The organism is Pseudomonas sp. G5001, from assembly GCF_013385475.1.
Lineage (GTDB): Bacteria > Pseudomonadota > Gammaproteobacteria > Pseudomonadales > Pseudomonadaceae > Aquipseudomonas.
On record NZ_JACAPZ010000017.1, the window covers coordinates 88,095 to 102,916 of the forward strand.

Genomic DNA, 14,822 nt, shown 5'->3' on the forward strand with positions numbered 1-14,822 from the left:
CGCAAGCATCGGAGTGATGGGAATGCCCCACGGGACTAACCTGGCATTCTTCAACCAGGAGCCACCACCATGACCGCGCGCCACGCCACCGAACAAGACCCACGCTGGGCCGCCATCGTCGCCCGCGACGCCAAGGCCGACCTGACCTTCGTCTATGGCGTAAAAACCACCGGTGTGTACTGCCGCCCCAGCAGTTCCGCGCGGCGGCCGCGCCCGGAGAATGTCGAGTTCTTCGACACCCCGCAACAGGCTGAAGCGGCGGGCTACCGGCCCAACAAGCGCGCGTCGGGGGACCAGACCCAGGTGGCCGCACGCCATGCGCAACTGGTGGCAGCGGCCTGTCGGCACATCGAACAGGCCGAAACCCTGCCGCCCCTTGAAGATCTGGCCGCCCTCGCCGGCTTGAGCCCGTTCCATTTTCATCGGGTGTTCAAGGCGGTGACCGGCCTGACGCCCAAGCGCTACGGCAGTGCTCATCGCTCGCGCAAGGTACGGGACGGCCTCAAGGACCAGCACTCGGTGACCGATGCGCTGTACGACGCCGGCTTCAATTCCAACAGCCGCTTTTATGAGGCTGCCGACCAATTGCTCGGCATGAAGCCCCGCGACTACAAAGCCGGCGGCACCAACACGGATATTCGCTTTGCCGTTGGCCAATGCTCATTGGGCGCCATTCTGGTGGCCCAGAGCAATCGCGGTGTGTGCGCGATCCTGCTGGGGGATGACCCGGACAAACTGGTGCGCGACCTGCAGGACCAGTTTCCCCGCGCCAATCTGCTGGGTGCCGATCACGACTTCGAACAATTGATCGCCCAGGTGGTGGGCTTTATCGAAGCGCCGGCCCTGGGCCTGGACTTGCCCCTGGACTTGCGCGGCACTGCGTTTCAGGAACGCGTGTGGCAAGCCTTGCGGGAAATCCCGGTGGGGTGCACCGCCAGCTACGCCGAGATCGCCCAGCGCATCGGCGCGCCGACCGCCTATCGCGCCGTGGCCCAGGCGTGTGGTGCCAACAGCCTGGCGGTGGCGATTCCCTGCCATCGCGTGGTGCGCGCCGACGGCAATCTGTCGGGCTACCGCTGGGGTGTCGAGCGCAAGCGGCAGTTGCTGGAGCGCGAAAGCCCGGCAGAATCCTGAGGACGTCTACACCAGTTTGCGCTTGCGAAACTCGGCCACCTTATGCCGATTGCCACACAGCGCCATGCTGCACCAGCGGCGCCTGTGGCCCTTGGTGCGGTCGTAGAACCACAGCACGCACTCGGGATGTTCGCAGGTGCGGATCAGGCCGAAATCCCCTTCCACCAGTAACGTCGCGGCGACTTCGGCAATCGGCGCCAGGAACTGCTCGGCAGTCTGCACCTTGCGCTGGCGCTCCAGCCGCAACTCGCCAGGCGCCGGCCAAGCCAGTTGCGGGTGACTGACCGCCTTGCGCAGGAACGCATTCAGCGCGCCGGGATCGCCCTGCTGGCCGGCCTTGCGCTGTTCCAGTAACACGCGGATCACTTCCCGCAATCCCCGCGCCGCGCCCAGCAGTGCCCCCTCCTCAAATACCGGTACTGCGCCCTCCTCGGCCCAGCCAAGCCGCACCAGCCAGCGCTCGACATCGGCATCGCCTTGCCAGAATTCAAAGGGCACACCGTCGACATTCGCCCGGGTATTGAGCATGTCCAGCACGGGATGATCAGCCAGGACGTAGGGTTCCAATGGGGATGGGGTGATGGCGGGCATGGCGAATCCTCTTCAAGTCCGCGCCATCGTAACCGCTGATTTCGCTTTTGAATAGTTACTAAATTCGTCAATCAGTAACCCATTAGATTAATTTGACAGGTTACATTTTCAAGCGCAGCCTGCAAAACCAGTAACCCAACAAATCAATTTAACCAGTTACAAAGAGGACTCCGATCATGTCGATTTCAGCCCCGGTTGTTCGCTATCAGCACGTTGATGCCGATGGTGTGCGCATTTTCTACCGTGAAGCCGGCGACCCGTCCGCGCCGGTGTTGTTGCTGCTGCATGGCTTTCCCAGTTCGTCCCATATGTACCGTGACCTGATCCCGCTGCTTGCCACCCGTTACCGGATCATCGCCCCGGACTTGCCAGGCTTCGGCTTCACTGAAGTCCCCGCCGAACGCAATTACCACTACAGCTTCGATAACCTGGCGATCACCGCTGGCCACTTCGTCGAGGCCCTGAACCTCAGTCGCTATGCCCTCTATGTGTTCGACTATGGCGCACCGGTGGGCCTGCGCCTGGCCGTGGCCCACCCGGAACGGGTCAGCGCGCTGATATCGCAAAACGGCAATGCCTACCTGGAAGGTTTGGGTGACGCCTGGGGTCCGATCCGGGCCTACTGGGCCGAGCCGAGCCAGGCCAATCGCGAGGTGATCCGCAACGCGGTCATCAGCCTGGAAGGCACGCGTTATCAGTACCTGCATGGCGTGTCGCAACCGGAGCTGGTGGCGCCGGAGTCCTACATGCTCGACGTGCTCCTGATGCAGCGTCCCGGCAATGACGAGATCCAGTTGGACCTGTTCCTCGACTACCGCAACAACCTGACGCTGTACCCGGCGTTCCAGGCGTTTTTCAAGGCCACGCAAGTGCCGGCGCTGGTGATCTGGGGCCAGAACGATCCCTTCTTCATCCCGCCGGGCGCCCATGCCTACAAAGGCGACAACCCCAACGCCGTGGTGGAATTACTCGACACCGGCCACTTCGCCCTGGAAACCCACGCCGCGCACATTGCCCAACGGATTCATGCAGTACTGGGCGACGCCATCAACTGATAACCGCCCATGAAACACTGGATTCGTCCAGTGAATAATACAGACTGGCCTGGTGCTGCCTGGCCCTGCTAAAACGACGGAACAGCATTCCACCGTTGGAGAAGCGTCCCATGAGCACCTGGCCAGACACCCGAATTCTTGACCTGCTGGGCATCGAGTTACCGATCATTCAGGCGCCCATGGCCAATGCCACGAGCACGGCTATGGTGATTGCGGCCAATCAGGCCGGCGCCCTCGGTTCAATGCCGGCGGCGGCGCTCAGCATCGAGCAACTGCGCGAAGCACTCACCACGATTCGCCAGGCCAGTTCGCGGCCGCTGAACGTAAATTTCTTCTGCCATCAGCCACCGACGCCGGATGCTCACCGCGACCTTCAGTGGAAGAACCTGCTGGAAACCTACTACCGCGAGCTGGGCGCCGATTTTGACGCGCCGACGCCCGTCTCCAACCGCGCACCGTTCAACAACGCCGCCTGTGAAGTGGTGGAAGAATTCCGCCCGGAAGTGGTGAGCTTTCACTTCGGCCTGCCGGAAAAATCCCTGCTGGACCGGGTCAAGGCCACCGGGGCGAAAGTGCTGTCGTCGGCTACCACCGTCGAAGAAGCCATCTGGCTGGAACAGCACGGCTGCGATGCAATCATCGCCATGGGCAGCGAAGCCGGTGGCCATCGCGGGATGTTCCTCAGCGACGACCTGAATAGCCAGATCGGCACCATGGCGCTGGTGCCACAGGTTGTCGATGCCGTTCGTGTGCCGGTGATTGCGGCCGGCGGCATCGGGGATGCCAGGGGCATTGTCGCGGCCTTCGCCCTTGGCGCGTCAGCGGTGCAGATTGGCACCGCGTACCTGTTTACCCCCGAGGCCACCGTCTCGAAGTCACACCACCACGCCTTGCGCACTGCCCAGGCCAGTGAAACCGCGCTGACCAACCTGTTCACCGGGCGCCCGGCGCGGGGCATCATCAACCGCGTAATGCGTGAGTTGGGCGCGATCAACCCCACGGCGCCGGCGTTCCCGCTGTCCGGCGGTGCGTTGATGCCGCTCAAGGCCAAGGACGAAGCCGGCTTCAGCAACTTGTGGTCGGGCCAGGCGCTGCGCCTCGGCAAAGACATCTCCAGCTATGACCTGACGCTGCAACTGGCCGCGCAAACCCTGGAAAAACTCGGCCGACGCTGAACCTGAACTCCCGGGACAACTTTGCGCTGTACCGGCAGTGGCCAACCGCTATATATTCCCATACATAGCGGTAGTCCCCTTCTGCCTATAACAAGCCGCAAACCCCAAGGAGCTTCTTGATGATGATTCGCGCCTCACGCCTGGCCCCCACGGCCCTCGCTACCCTGATCGCCGCGTTTGGCTTCTCCTCGGCGAATGCCGATGAAGTACAGGTGGCCGTGGCTGCCAACTTCACCGCACCGATCCAGGCGATTGCCGCCGACTTTGAAAAAGACACCGGCCATAAACTGGTCGCTGCTTACGGCGCTACCGGCCAGTTCTACACCCAGATCAAGAACGGCGCGCCGTTTGAAGTGTTCCTCAGCGCCGACGACACCACCCCGCAGAAGCTCGAAGCCGAGGGCGACACCGTCAAGGGCTCGCGCTTCACCTACGCGGTCGGCACCCTGGCGCTATGGTCGGCCAAGGAAGGCTACGTCGATGCCAAGGGCGAAGTGCTGAAGAAAAACCAGTTCCAGCACCTGTCCATCGCCAACCCGAAAGCCGCGCCTTATGGCCTGGCCGCCACCCAGGTGCTGGCGAAGGAAGGCCTGACCGAGAAGGTCAAGGACAAGCTCGTTGAAGGCCAGAACATCACCCAGGCCTATCAATTCGTCTCCACCGGCAACGCCGAACTGGGTTTTGTAGCGCTGTCGCAGATCTACAAGGACGGCAAAGTCACCAGCGGTTCGGCCTGGATCGTGCCGTCGTCGATGCATGACCCGATCAAGCAGGACGCGGTAATCCTCAACAAGGGCAAGGACAGCGCCGCCGCCAAGGCCCTGGTTGAATACCTCAAGGGTCCGAAAGCCGCCGCGGTGATCAAGTCCTACGGTTACGAGCTGTAAATGCCGCTGTCGAGTGCCGATTTTTCCGCGATCTGGTTGACCCTGAAACTGGCATCGCTGACCACGGTCATCCTGCTGATCATCGGCACTCCGATAGCCCTCTGGCTGTCGCGCACCCGCTCGTGGTGGCGCGGCCCCATTGGCGCGGTGGTGGCCTTGCCGTTGGTGTTGCCACCCACGGTGATCGGCTTCTACCTGCTGTTGACCATGGGCCCCAACGGCTACTTCGGCCAGTTCACCCAATGGCTGGGCCTGGGCACCCTGACCTTCAGCTTCGCCGGGCTGGTGATTGGCTCGGTGATCTATTCGATGCCGTTCGTGGTGCAGCCGTTGCAAAACGCCTTCTCCGCCATTGGCACTCGCCCACTGGAAGTGGCCGCGACCTTGCGGGCCAATCCCTGGGACACCTTTTTCACGGTGATCCTGCCCCTGGCGCGCCCGGGGTTTATCACCGCGTCGATTCTCGGTTTTGCCCACACCGTCGGCGAGTTCGGCGTGGTACTGATGATCGGCGGCAATATTCCCAACAAGACCCGGGTCGTCTCGGTGCAGATCTACGACCACGTCGAAGCCATGGAATATGCCCAGGCCCACTGGCTGGCCGGGTCCATGGTGGTGTTTTCTTTCCTGGTGTTGCTGGCGCTCTACTCCAGCCGTAAAACCAAGGCGGGCTGGAGCTGATGTCGATGATCGAGGTACGCCTGCAACTGAAGTATTCCGGGTTTGCCCTGGACGTCGACCTGCACCTGCCCGGTCGCGGGGTGACGGCGCTGTACGGCCATTCCGGCTCCGGCAAGACCACCTGCCTGCGTTGCATCGCCGGGCTGGAGCGGGCTGAAGAGGGTTTCGTGCAGATCAACGACGAGGTCTGGCAAGACAGCCGCAAAGGACTGTTCGTGCCACCCCACAAACGCGCCCTGGGCTACGTGTTTCAAGAAGCCAGCCTGTTCCCGCATTTGTCGGTACTGGCCAACCTGGAGTTCGGCCTCAAGCGCATCCCGCGCCAGCAACGCCGGGTGGAGATGAGCCACGCCACCGAACTATTGGGCATCGGCCACCTGCTGGACCGCCATCCGCAGCACCTTTCCGGCGGTGAGCGCCAGCGCATCGGCATCGCCCGCGCCCTGCTCACCAGCCCGAGCCTGTTGCTGATGGATGAACCGTTGGCCGCGCTGGACAGCAAACGCAAAAGCGAGATCCTGCCGTATCTCGAACGCCTGCATGACGAACTGGAGATTCCGGTGCTGTACGTCAGCCATGCCCAGGACGAAGTGGCGCGCCTGGCTGATCACATCGTGTTGCTCAGTGAAGGCAAGGCCCTGGCCAGCGGCCCCATCGGCGAAACCCTGGCCCGGCTTGACCTGCCCATGGCCCTGGGCGACGACGCCGGCGTGGTGATCAACGGAACGGTCTGCGCCTACGACGCGCATTACCAGTTGCTCACCCTGCAATTGCCCGCGAGCCAATTGCAGATGCGCGTGGCCCATGCACCATTGGCGCTGGGCAAACAGTTGCGTTTCAAGATCCAGGCGCGGGACGTCAGCTTGAGCCTGCAGGCCGAGGAACACAGCAGCATCCTCAATCGCCTGCCGGTGACGGTGACCCAGGAAATCCCGGCGGACAACGCAGCCCACGTGCTGGTAAGCCTGGACGCCGCCGGCACGCCGCTGCTGGCGCGCATCACCCGTTACTCGCGGGACCAGCTGCAGCTGCATCCCGGCCAGCCGCTGTGGGCGCAAATCAAGGCGGTGGCGGTACTGGCCTGACTGTCCGACAGCTGCTATGGGGGAGCAAACTTGTTGGCACGACCGCAAAACCCTGCGGTCAATCAGAAATACCTGCCAAGGAATTTGCGCCATGCCCGATCCTGCGTTGCTTGCCGACCTGCCCCGCGACCTGCATTACGTCGACGATACCCAGCCCGGGATCTCCCGGAAAAAGCTGCGGGGCAAATTCCAATACTTCAAGGCCGACGGCACACGCATAACCGATGCCGACGAAATCAAACGCATCAACGCACTGGCAGTGCCGCCGGCCTATACCGATGTGTGGATCTGCGCCGACCCGCGCGGCCATCTGCAGGCCACCGGGCGGGATGCCCGGGGGCGCAAGCAGTACCGCTACCACCCGCGCTGGCGCGAGGTGCGCGACACCGACAAGTATTCCCGGCTGCAACAGTTCGGCAGCGCGCTGCCCAAGTTGCGCAAACAGTTGGAAGCACAGATCGAGGCGCCCGGATTCAATCGGGAAAAGGTCCTGGCCACGGTGGTGCTGCTGCTCGACGCCACCCTGATCCGCGTCGGCAATACCCAATATGCCCGCGACAACCGCTCCTACGGCCTGACCACCCTGCGCACCCGCCATGTGGACATCAAGGGCAGTGAGATCCTGTTCCAGTTTCGCGGCAAGAGCGGCATCGAGCACCAGATCAGCGTCAAGGACCGGCGCCTGGCCACGGTGATCAAGCGTTGCCTGGAGTTGCCGGGGCAGAACCTGTTCCAGTACCTGGACGAGAACGGCGAGCGCCATACCGTCAGTTCCACCGATGTGAATGCCTACCTGCACACCCTGACCGGCGCGGATTTTACCGCCAAGGACTACCGCACCTGGGCCGGCAGCGCCCTGGCGCTGGCAGTGCTGCGCGAGCTTGAGTGGCAGCCGGAATCCGACGCCAGGAAACATGTGGTGGAGATGGTCAAGAACGTTGCCAAGCAACTGGGCAACACGCCGGCGGTGTGTCGCAAGTGCTACATCCACCCGGCGGTGCTGGAGCATTTCAGCCTGGGCGAACTGGCGAAACTGCCCAAGCCCCGAGTGCGCAAAGGCTTGAAAGCCGAGGAAGTCGGGCTGGCGATGTTTCTGGAGCAACTGGCCGAACGCCTGTAAGTGCGCCAAGTCATTGCAGCGGAGCACGAAGCGCCCTACGGTAGTGGCCGGATAATCTCACCGAGGAACCCGGCCCCATGCTGCCTTCATCCCTGAAGCCCTACACCAACGCCGCCTTGCTGCATCGCCACAAATGGCGCGGGCGTGTCGGGTTGCTGCTGGTGGCCAGCCTTTCCGTGCTGGCGGGCATGACCGATGCGATTGGTTTCATGGCCAGCGGGGATTTTGTGTCGTTCATGAGCGGCAACACCACGCGCCTCGCCGTGGCGATCAGCGAAGGCGACCTGGGCCTTACCGCGCGCCTGACACTGCTGGTGGCGACGTTTATCGGCGGGAATGCGCTGGGCGTGATGGTCAGCCGCGTCAGCCGGCGCCACGCCCTGCCCTTGTTGCTGTGCATCGCCACCCTGCTGTGCGGGGCTGCGGCCTGGCCGTTTGCCGATCAATTGCCGGCGTTGCTGGCAGCGATCATCGCCATGGGCATGCTGAATGCCGCCGTCGAAGAAGTGAACGGGTTGCCCGTGGGGCTTACCTATGTCACCGGGGCGCTGTCACGCTTTGGTCGCGGACTGGGCCGCTGGATGCTCGGTGAACGCCGCAACGGCTGGCGCGTGCAACTGATCCCGTGGGCCGGGATGTTTGTGGGTGCGGTGATCGGTGCGTTGCTGGAGCACCACATGGGGATTCGTGCGCTGCTGGTCAGCGGGGTGCTGTCGGCGCTGTTGGGGCTGGTGTCGCTGAAGATTCCGCGGCGCTGGCACCTGGGGTACATGCCCCGCTAGAAAACAGTTGCCCTCCCGACGCTCCGGCCTCGACATCCCTGTACCGGTAAAGAGCCGTCACGCCGGGTGAGCGGGAAAATACTAAAACAATGCCTGCGGGACTGTCCGCAGGGCATTTCTGAACTTTTCTAACGGAATGGATTACAGGCAGGTCGCCAGTGCCGCCAGGCGGCGCTTGGCCGGATAGTCATCCTGGGCCGCGTAATAGTTGACGGAGGCGCCGGCGCCGGCACTGCGCACGTCGACAAAATAGTCACCTGCCGTGGTGTAGATGGTGAAGCCACCAGCCTGTGCAGGCTCCATGAAACCACCGGCATCCACCCCGAACACCGCTTCATCCTGCCAGCCGAACTGGATGCACTGGGCAACCACCAGCGGAGCCTTGTCCGAGGCCAGGGTTTTGTAGGGCGCGCCGGTACGCGCCTCTTTCATCTTCGAGCCCGCGCAACCGGCCAGCGATGCCAGGACCAAAGCGCCAATTACCACCATCCGCATACCGAAGCTTCCTTGGAAAAAACGCGACTGTACCATTAGCAGGCGACACCGAAGGATTATTGCGTCACCCTGCCGCCTACTTACGAACCCGCTTTTACCCGGAAACCCCATGACACCCAATGCCGAGCGCTACAACCCCTCCACCGACTACGCCGACAAGCTGATCAGCCGCATCGGCCAGACGCCTTCGTGGATCGCCAAACGCATCGGCGTGACCGACAAGCGCATCCGCTACATCCTTGACGGCGAGCGCACCGTGAAGGGCGAAAGCACCCCGATCCAGATGACCTACACCGAGCAGTTTGCCCTGGAATGCCTGGCGGCCGAGGCGAAAGCCAACAAGAAAGCCGCCGCCCCGGTTATCGAATAGCTGACAGATTCATGAACTTTGTTTCACTGTGAAGGAAGACCTCGCCGCCTATAGTCGGCAGGCTCATTTTTAAGAAGTCTCCCTTCCAGCCTGCCCTCCCGCAGGCTTTTTTTTGCCTTGGTTTTGCTCCCCCCGTAGCAGGAGTTTGTTGGTCAGAGCAGCCAGCGGAACAGATAGAACAGCGCCATGCTCAGCAACACGGTGATCAGCACGCTACGGGTCCAGAACATCAACGCCACGGCGCTGATTCCGGCCAGCAGGTAGGGGTTGCCTACACTCAGGTTGAGCTTGTGATCAGCCAGGAAAATGATCGGGCCGCAGATGGCGGTGAGCATCCCCGGTACGGCAAACCCGAGAAACTCCCGCGCCCCGCGATTGAGGCGCACCGGCAGGCGCGGCTCGAGAAACAGGTAGCGGTTGAGAAACACGATCAAACCCATGCCAAAAATCATCACGAAGATCATTGTTGCCCTACTCCCAGCCGCTTGCAGGCATACCCTGCGCTCATCCCCAACACACCGGACACCACCACCGCCGATTCCCAGTGCAGGTAGCTCAGCCAAACCGAGCACAGCAACGACACGGCTACGCAGACGATGGTCGGCACGTCGCGCACTACCGGGGTGATCAGGGCGATAAAGGTCGCTGCGATCGAGAATTCCAGGCCCAGTTGATCCAGCCCGGGAATGCTTTTGCCGAGCACGATGCCGGCGAAGGTAAAGACGTTCCAGATGATATAGAACGTCAGGCCGACGCCCAGGGCGTACCAGCGATTGAAGGTCTGGCGGTCGTACTGGCTGACCAGGGCGAAGAATTCGTCGGTCAGCAAAAAGCCCAGGCTCATGCGCCACCGTGGTTTGAGCGGCGACAGCGTGGGACGCATGTGCATGCCGTAGAGCAAATGCTGGGAGGTCAGCAGCAAGGTGGTCAGCAGGATCGAAATCAGGCTGGCGCCGCTCTTGACCATGCCGATGGCCACCAATTGTGCGGCACCGGCAAACACGATGGTCGACAGCCCCTGGGCTTCCAGTGGCGTGAATTGGGCATCAATTGCAGTCGAACCGGCCAGCAATCCCCACGGCGCACACGCCAGGGACAATGGAATGATCGCAATCGCGCCACGGGAAAAGGCGTTCAGAGGCAGAGCGTTAGGCATACACAACAAGCTCATCGACAGTCAGTCGACAAGCATGCCAGCGGTATCAGGGATTGTCTTGAACGATCGTGCTCAAGCCAGTTTGACCGACACCCGCTCCACCGCGTCCCGGGCTTCGCGCAGTTCGTGGGCGTCCTGGTTGAGCCGGTGGATGGTATTGAGCAGGCGCTGGCGCAGCACTTCATCGCTGAGCTTTTCGACGGCGCGCATCAGGTCAAAGGCCGCGGTTTCGTTATTGTCCGCGACGGAATCCAGGGTCTTGCGCAGGTTGCGAGTGGCACGGGTCACACGTTTTCTTCCTTCATCACCAATGGGCAGGCACTTTAGGACATTTGTGTTTCAGTTTAATTTCAACCACTTGTCATCGATTGTCGGGCACTTGACGCAGGTCAATGAAACAAGGTTTGACCAATACATATGGATATCCGTATATTCGTATTTCCATATGTATCAAGGCACTGACCATGTCAGATCTTTTCTCCCCGCCCAACGTCTTCAAATGCCTGGCCGACGCCACCCGCGCCAGGCTGACGTTGTTGATCCTGCGTGAAGGCGAACTTTGCGTGTGCGAATTGATCCATGCTCTGGACGACAGCCAGCCGAAAATCTCCCGCCACCTGGCGCAACTGCGCAGTTGCGGGTTGCTGCTGGACCGTCGCCAGGGCCAGTGGATTTATTACCGCCTCAACCCGGCCTTGCCGGAGTGGGTGACGGCAGTGCTCGACACCACCCTGCAAGCCAACCAAGCCTGGTTAAAAACAGACGCCCAGCGTCTGGAAACCATGGGTGACCGACCACAACGGGCCAGCGCCTGCTGCTGATCCTGCGGAGAGCTTTTCATGCTTGTTGCCGTTGCTATCTTTCTGTTCACCATCATCCTGGTCATCTGGCAGCCCAAGGGCCTGGGCGTGGGCTGGAGCGCCACGATGGGTGCGATCCTGGCCCTGGCCTGTGGGGTTATCAGCCTGGCCGACATCCCGGTGGTGTGGCACATCATCTGGAACGCCACCGGGACCTTTGTCGCGCTGATCGTCATCAGCCTGCTGCTGGATGAGGCGGGCTTCTTTGCCTGGGCTGCCTTGCATGTGGCGCGCTGGGGCCGTGGGCGCGGTCGGCGACTGTTCGCGTACATGGTGCTGCTGGGCGCGCTGGTATCGGCTTTGTTCGCCAACGACGGCGCGGCGCTGATCCTCACGCCCATCGTGATGTCGATGCTGTTGGCGTTGCGCTTTTCTCCGGCGGCCACCCTGGCGTTCGTCATGGGCGCCGGGTTTATCGCCGACACCGCGAGCCTGCCGCTGGTAGTCTCCAACCTGGTGAACATCGTCTCGGCCGACTATTTCAAGATCGGCTTCAACGAATACGCCGCAGTGATGGTGCCGGTGAACCTGGTGAGCGTCGCCGCGACCCTCGCCGTATTGCTGTGGTTTTTCCGCCGGGACATTCCGCAAACCTACGACCCGGCCGACCTCGACGACCCTGCCAGTGCGATCCACGACCGCGCCACTTTCCGCGCCGGCTGGTGGGTGCTGGGCATCCTGCTGGTGGGCTGCTTTGCCCTGGAACCGCTGGGCATTCCCATCAGCGCAATTTCTGCCGCCTGCGCCATATTACTGCTGGTGATCGCCGCCAAGGGCCACAAAATCTCCACCCGCAAGGTGCTGAAGGAAGCGCCCTGGCAGATCGTGATTTTCTCCCTGGGCATGTACCTGGTGGTCTACGGCCTGCGTAACGCCGGGCTGACCGACTACCTCGCGACCTGGCTCGACATCTTCGCAAGCTATGGCGTATGGGGCGCGGCCTTGGGCACCGGCGTGCTCACTGCGCTGCTGTCTTCGGCGATGAACAACCTGCCAACCGTGCTGATCGGCGCGCTCTCCATCGAGGCCAGCCACGCCGTGGGCGTGGTCAAGGACGCGATGATCTACGCCAACGTGATCGGCAGCGACCTAGGCCCCAAAATCACCCCTATCGGCAGCCTGGCGACCTTGCTCTGGCTGCACATCCTGGCACGCAAAGGCATCACCATCACCTGGGGTTACTACTTCAAGGTCGGGATCGTGCTGACCCTGCCGGTACTGTTGATCACCCTCGCCGCCCTGGCCTTGCGCCTGAGTTTCTGACGGAGTTCGCTTGATGAAAGTCCTGTTCATGTGCACCGCCAACAGCTGCCGCAGCATTCTTTCGGAAGCCTTGTTCAACCATCTGGCGCCGGACGGTTTCCAGGCCATCAGCTCCGGGAGTTTCCCCAAGGGCCAGGTGCTGCCACGCAGCCTGACCACGCTGAAGGCCGCCGGCATCAGCACCGAAGGCTTGTACAGCAAGGGCAACGACGCCTTTGAAGGCAGCCCGCCGGACATCGTCGTCACCGTGTGCGACAAGGCTGCTGGAGAAGCTTGCCCAGTGTATTTCGGCCCAGCCATGAAGGCACATTGGGGGTTGGAGGACCCGTCGGATGTTCAAGGCGATGAAGCCCAGGTCGACGCCGCGTTCCGCGCCACCCTGGAAATCATTGAACGGCGCTGCCGGGCTTTTTTCGAGATTCCGTTCGCCAGCCTCAGCGCCATCGAAATCAAGGCCGAGCTTGATCGCATCGCCACGCCGTAACCGAAGAGCCGGGCGAGTAGTCGATCTGAAGGTCTTTTCCGGCGTATGCTCGCGGGCAACGGTCACAGCGAGCCCCCTCAATGAGTTCCATGCAGCACGCCTGGCTGGGCAACTACGAAGTCAGCAGCACCACCTGCACCGGCCTGACATTTGCCCGCCACAGCCATGATGAATGCGTGATCGGCGTCAACCTGCTCGGCGAGGAACAGGTGTGGCTGGATCGTCGCACCTTCGAGGCCGGCCCAGGCAGCATCACCCTGTACAACCCGGGGCAGATTCAAGGCGGCGGCGCGGCCGAAGGGCAGCCGTGGCGCTTTGTCAGCTTGTATGCGACTGCCGAGCAATTGGCAGCTGACCTGGGCCTGGCGCACCTGGAGTTTGACCGTTCGCTGTGCTTCCAGCCGGCGTTGGCGATGAAACTCGCCGGGGCGATTGAAGGTGCGTTGAGTGTCGATCCGCTGGCCCGGGAGCTGAGTGAGGAAGCCCTGGTGGTGCTGCTCGGCGAAGTCGTCGGTTGCAGCGGCGTCCGCTTGCCGGGCAGCACTGCGGTGGGACGCGGGTTGGTGATCAAGGCCCAGGAATTGCTGGCTGAAAACCTGCACCAGGCGGTGGCACTCGAGACCCTTGGTGACGAGTTGGGCCTGTCGAAATTCCATCTGCTGCGGGCTTTTCAGAAAGAAACCGGGCTGAGTCCACGCCAGTGGGCGATGCAACTGCGTACCCGGCGCGCCAAGGGGCTGTTGCGCTCAGGCGTTGCGGCGTCGCAGGTTGCCCATGCCTTGGGGTTTGCTGACCAGAGCCATCTGAATCGGCATTTCCGGGCGGCCTACGGGATCACACCGGGGCGCTATCAACGCGTGCTCAAGGGCTGAAAAGCGCAATCTGGTTCAAGACGACTTACACACCCTTCCCTAAAATGCCGGCCATCACTTGAAGGAAGGCAGGCATGTTGACGATCTTTTTTTCGGCGCTGGTGTTTGGGTTTGTGTTTTGCCTGTCGCCGGGGGCGGTGCTGGCGGAGACGCTGCGCCGTGGGCTGCTGCATGGGTTTACCCCTGCGCTGTTGGTGCAGATCGGTTCGCTGGTGGGCGATGCCGTGTGGGCGGTGATCGGGCTTACGGGCATGGCGTTGTTGATCCAGCATGAGTCGGTGCGGGTGCCGCTGACGGCCGTTTGTGGGCTGTATCTGGCCTGGCTCGGGATTCGCAGCCTGATGGATGCCTGGCACTTGCCAGAGGCCGGGAGTGCGCCGCCCAGGTCCGGGCAGAATGCGCTGGTGGTGGGGGCGGCGATTTCCCTGGCCAATCCGAAGAACATTGTCTATTGGGGGGCGCTGGGGAGTGCGTTATCGGGGATAGTCGGGGCGGCGCCTAGCCATGGGCAGACGTTGATGTTTTTTGCGGGGTTTATGCTGGCGTCGGTGTTGTCGTGCTTTTTGATTGCGGGGTTGGTCAACTTGCTGCGGCGGAATGCTTCGCCCATGTGGCAGAGGGTTAGCTATGGGGCTTGTGGGGTGGTGCTGCTGTATCTGGCGATGTTGGCGTTGCGGGGGATTTGAGGGGGCATATCCGTTATTTGGGTAACGGCGGCCTATGGTTCCGCTCTTACAGCGGCTCACTTTGGAAAAGCCGGAATGCCGGCCCAGCCCAAAGTAGGCAAAGGGCTCCGCAATACCTGCGTTCGG

The 14,822-nt window shown here is 62.1% G+C and carries 19 protein-coding genes; 14 read left to right on the forward strand and 5 right to left on the reverse strand.

Translation table 11 applies throughout. From position 1 onward, the window contains the following. Nucleotides 1–69 precede the first annotated feature (69 nt). Nucleotides 70–1,134 carry a bifunctional DNA-binding transcriptional regulator/O6-methylguanine-DNA methyltransferase Ada gene (gene ada / locus HX805_RS15320; RefSeq protein ID WP_008432501.1) on the forward strand — a complete coding sequence of 355 codons (1,065 nt, stop codon included), beginning with the start codon at nucleotides 70–72 and terminating at the stop codon, nucleotides 1,132–1,134. A gap of 6 nt (nucleotides 1,135–1,140) precedes the next feature. On the opposite strand, the gene HX805_RS15325 is transcribed toward ada, so the two are convergent. Beyond that, nucleotides 1,141–1,725 carry an ABATE domain-containing protein gene (locus HX805_RS15325; protein ID WP_177117011.1) on the reverse strand — a complete coding sequence of 195 codons (585 nt, stop codon included), beginning with the start codon at nucleotides 1,723–1,725 and terminating at the stop codon, nucleotides 1,141–1,143. 176 nt (nucleotides 1,726–1,901) lie between these two features. Between HX805_RS15325 and HX805_RS15330 the strand changes: the two genes are divergently transcribed. The 7 genes from HX805_RS15330 (at nucleotide 1,902) to HX805_RS15360 (ending at nucleotide 8,510) form a co-directional block, all read left to right on the forward strand. Then, nucleotides 1,902–2,780 carry an alpha/beta fold hydrolase gene (locus tag HX805_RS15330; RefSeq protein WP_177117012.1) on the forward strand — a complete coding sequence of 293 codons (879 nt, stop codon included), beginning with the start codon at nucleotides 1,902–1,904 and terminating at the stop codon, nucleotides 2,778–2,780. A 110-nt stretch (nucleotides 2,781–2,890) separates the two neighbouring features. Then, nucleotides 2,891–3,955: a nitronate monooxygenase family protein gene (locus HX805_RS15335; protein WP_102369008.1), complete on the forward strand. Its 1,065-nt coding sequence runs from the start codon at nucleotides 2,891–2,893 to the stop codon at nucleotides 3,953–3,955. Between the two features lie 119 nt (nucleotides 3,956–4,074). Next, complete coding sequence (gene modA, locus HX805_RS15340; RefSeq protein WP_003212594.1) at nucleotides 4,075–4,842, forward strand: molybdate ABC transporter substrate-binding protein; 768 nt, start codon at nucleotides 4,075–4,077, stop codon at nucleotides 4,840–4,842. After that, on the forward strand, nucleotides 4,843–5,523 hold the full coding sequence (gene modB / locus HX805_RS15345) for a molybdate ABC transporter permease subunit (RefSeq protein WP_003212595.1): 681 nt from the start codon (nucleotides 4,843–4,845) through the stop codon (nucleotides 5,521–5,523). Beyond that, the gene (gene modC / locus HX805_RS15350; protein WP_177117013.1) at nucleotides 5,523–6,608 is read left to right on the forward strand and encodes a molybdenum ABC transporter ATP-binding protein; all 1,086 of its coding nucleotides are present in this window, start codon (nucleotides 5,523–5,525) and stop codon (nucleotides 6,606–6,608) included. The genes modB and modC overlap by 1 nt, the downstream gene beginning before the upstream one ends. 91 nt (nucleotides 6,609–6,699) lie before the next feature. Next, a complete protein-coding gene (locus tag HX805_RS15355) occupies nucleotides 6,700–7,728 on the forward strand; it encodes a DNA topoisomerase IB (protein WP_102369005.1) in 1,029 nt (342 codons plus the stop codon). Nucleotides 7,729–7,805: 77 nt separating this feature from the next. Beyond that, on the forward strand, nucleotides 7,806–8,510 hold the full coding sequence (locus HX805_RS15360; RefSeq protein WP_177117014.1) for a YoaK family protein: 705 nt from the start codon (nucleotides 7,806–7,808) through the stop codon (nucleotides 8,508–8,510). 141 nt (nucleotides 8,511–8,651) lie between these two features. Here HX805_RS15360 and HX805_RS15365 read toward each other — a convergent pair whose 3' ends face one another. Continuing rightward, nucleotides 8,652–9,005, reverse strand: coding sequence for a hypothetical protein (locus HX805_RS15365; protein ID WP_087693907.1), 354 nt, complete (start codon nucleotides 9,003–9,005; stop codon nucleotides 8,652–8,654). Between the two features lie 109 nt (nucleotides 9,006–9,114). Between HX805_RS15365 and HX805_RS15370 the strand changes: the two genes are divergently transcribed. Beyond that, nucleotides 9,115–9,375: a hypothetical protein gene (locus HX805_RS15370; protein WP_003212600.1), complete on the forward strand. Its 261-nt coding sequence runs from the start codon at nucleotides 9,115–9,117 to the stop codon at nucleotides 9,373–9,375. 152 nt (nucleotides 9,376–9,527) lie between these two features. Here the strand turns inward: HX805_RS15370 and HX805_RS15375 are convergent, their stop codons facing one another. The 3 genes from HX805_RS15375 to HX805_RS15385 all read right to left on the reverse strand — a co-directional run bounded on the left by HX805_RS15375 (nucleotide 9,528) and on the right by HX805_RS15385 (nucleotide 10,819). After that, nucleotides 9,528–9,839, reverse strand: a complete 312-nt coding sequence (locus HX805_RS15375; RefSeq protein WP_008432487.1) for an AzlD domain-containing protein — start codon at nucleotides 9,837–9,839, stop codon at nucleotides 9,528–9,530. Next, nucleotides 9,836–10,531 (reverse strand): AzlC family ABC transporter permease, encoded by a 696-nt coding sequence (locus HX805_RS15380; protein ID WP_087693909.1) that lies wholly within the window; start codon nucleotides 10,529–10,531, stop codon nucleotides 9,836–9,838. The genes HX805_RS15375 and HX805_RS15380 overlap by 4 nt, the downstream gene beginning before the upstream one ends. A gap of 72 nt (nucleotides 10,532–10,603) precedes the next feature. Next, nucleotides 10,604–10,819, reverse strand: a complete 216-nt coding sequence (locus tag HX805_RS15385; protein WP_003212603.1) for a hypothetical protein — start codon at nucleotides 10,817–10,819, stop codon at nucleotides 10,604–10,606. Between the two features lie 176 nt (nucleotides 10,820–10,995). On the opposite strand from HX805_RS15385, the gene HX805_RS15390 reads away from it, so the two are divergent. The 5 genes from HX805_RS15390 (at nucleotide 10,996) to HX805_RS15410 (ending at nucleotide 14,696) form a co-directional block, all read left to right on the forward strand. Further along, nucleotides 10,996–11,352 (forward strand): metalloregulator ArsR/SmtB family transcription factor, encoded by a 357-nt coding sequence (locus HX805_RS15390; protein ID WP_003212604.1) that lies wholly within the window; start codon nucleotides 10,996–10,998, stop codon nucleotides 11,350–11,352. An 18-nt stretch (nucleotides 11,353–11,370) separates the two neighbouring features. Further along, complete coding sequence (locus HX805_RS15395) at nucleotides 11,371–12,654, forward strand: arsenic transporter (protein WP_177067375.1); 1,284 nt, start codon at nucleotides 11,371–11,373, stop codon at nucleotides 12,652–12,654. 13 nt (nucleotides 12,655–12,667) lie between these two features. Then, nucleotides 12,668–13,138, forward strand: a complete 471-nt coding sequence (locus HX805_RS15400; protein ID WP_177008532.1) for an arsenate reductase ArsC — start codon at nucleotides 12,668–12,670, stop codon at nucleotides 13,136–13,138. A gap of 80 nt (nucleotides 13,139–13,218) precedes the next feature. Next, nucleotides 13,219–14,010 carry an AraC family transcriptional regulator gene (locus HX805_RS15405; protein WP_177035512.1) on the forward strand — a complete coding sequence of 264 codons (792 nt, stop codon included), beginning with the start codon at nucleotides 13,219–13,221 and terminating at the stop codon, nucleotides 14,008–14,010. Nucleotides 14,011–14,084: 74 nt separating this feature from the next. Beyond that, the gene (locus HX805_RS15410) at nucleotides 14,085–14,696 is read left to right on the forward strand and encodes a LysE family transporter (protein WP_177035511.1); all 612 of its coding nucleotides are present in this window, start codon (nucleotides 14,085–14,087) and stop codon (nucleotides 14,694–14,696) included. The last annotated feature ends 126 nt before the right edge of the window (nucleotides 14,697–14,822 follow it).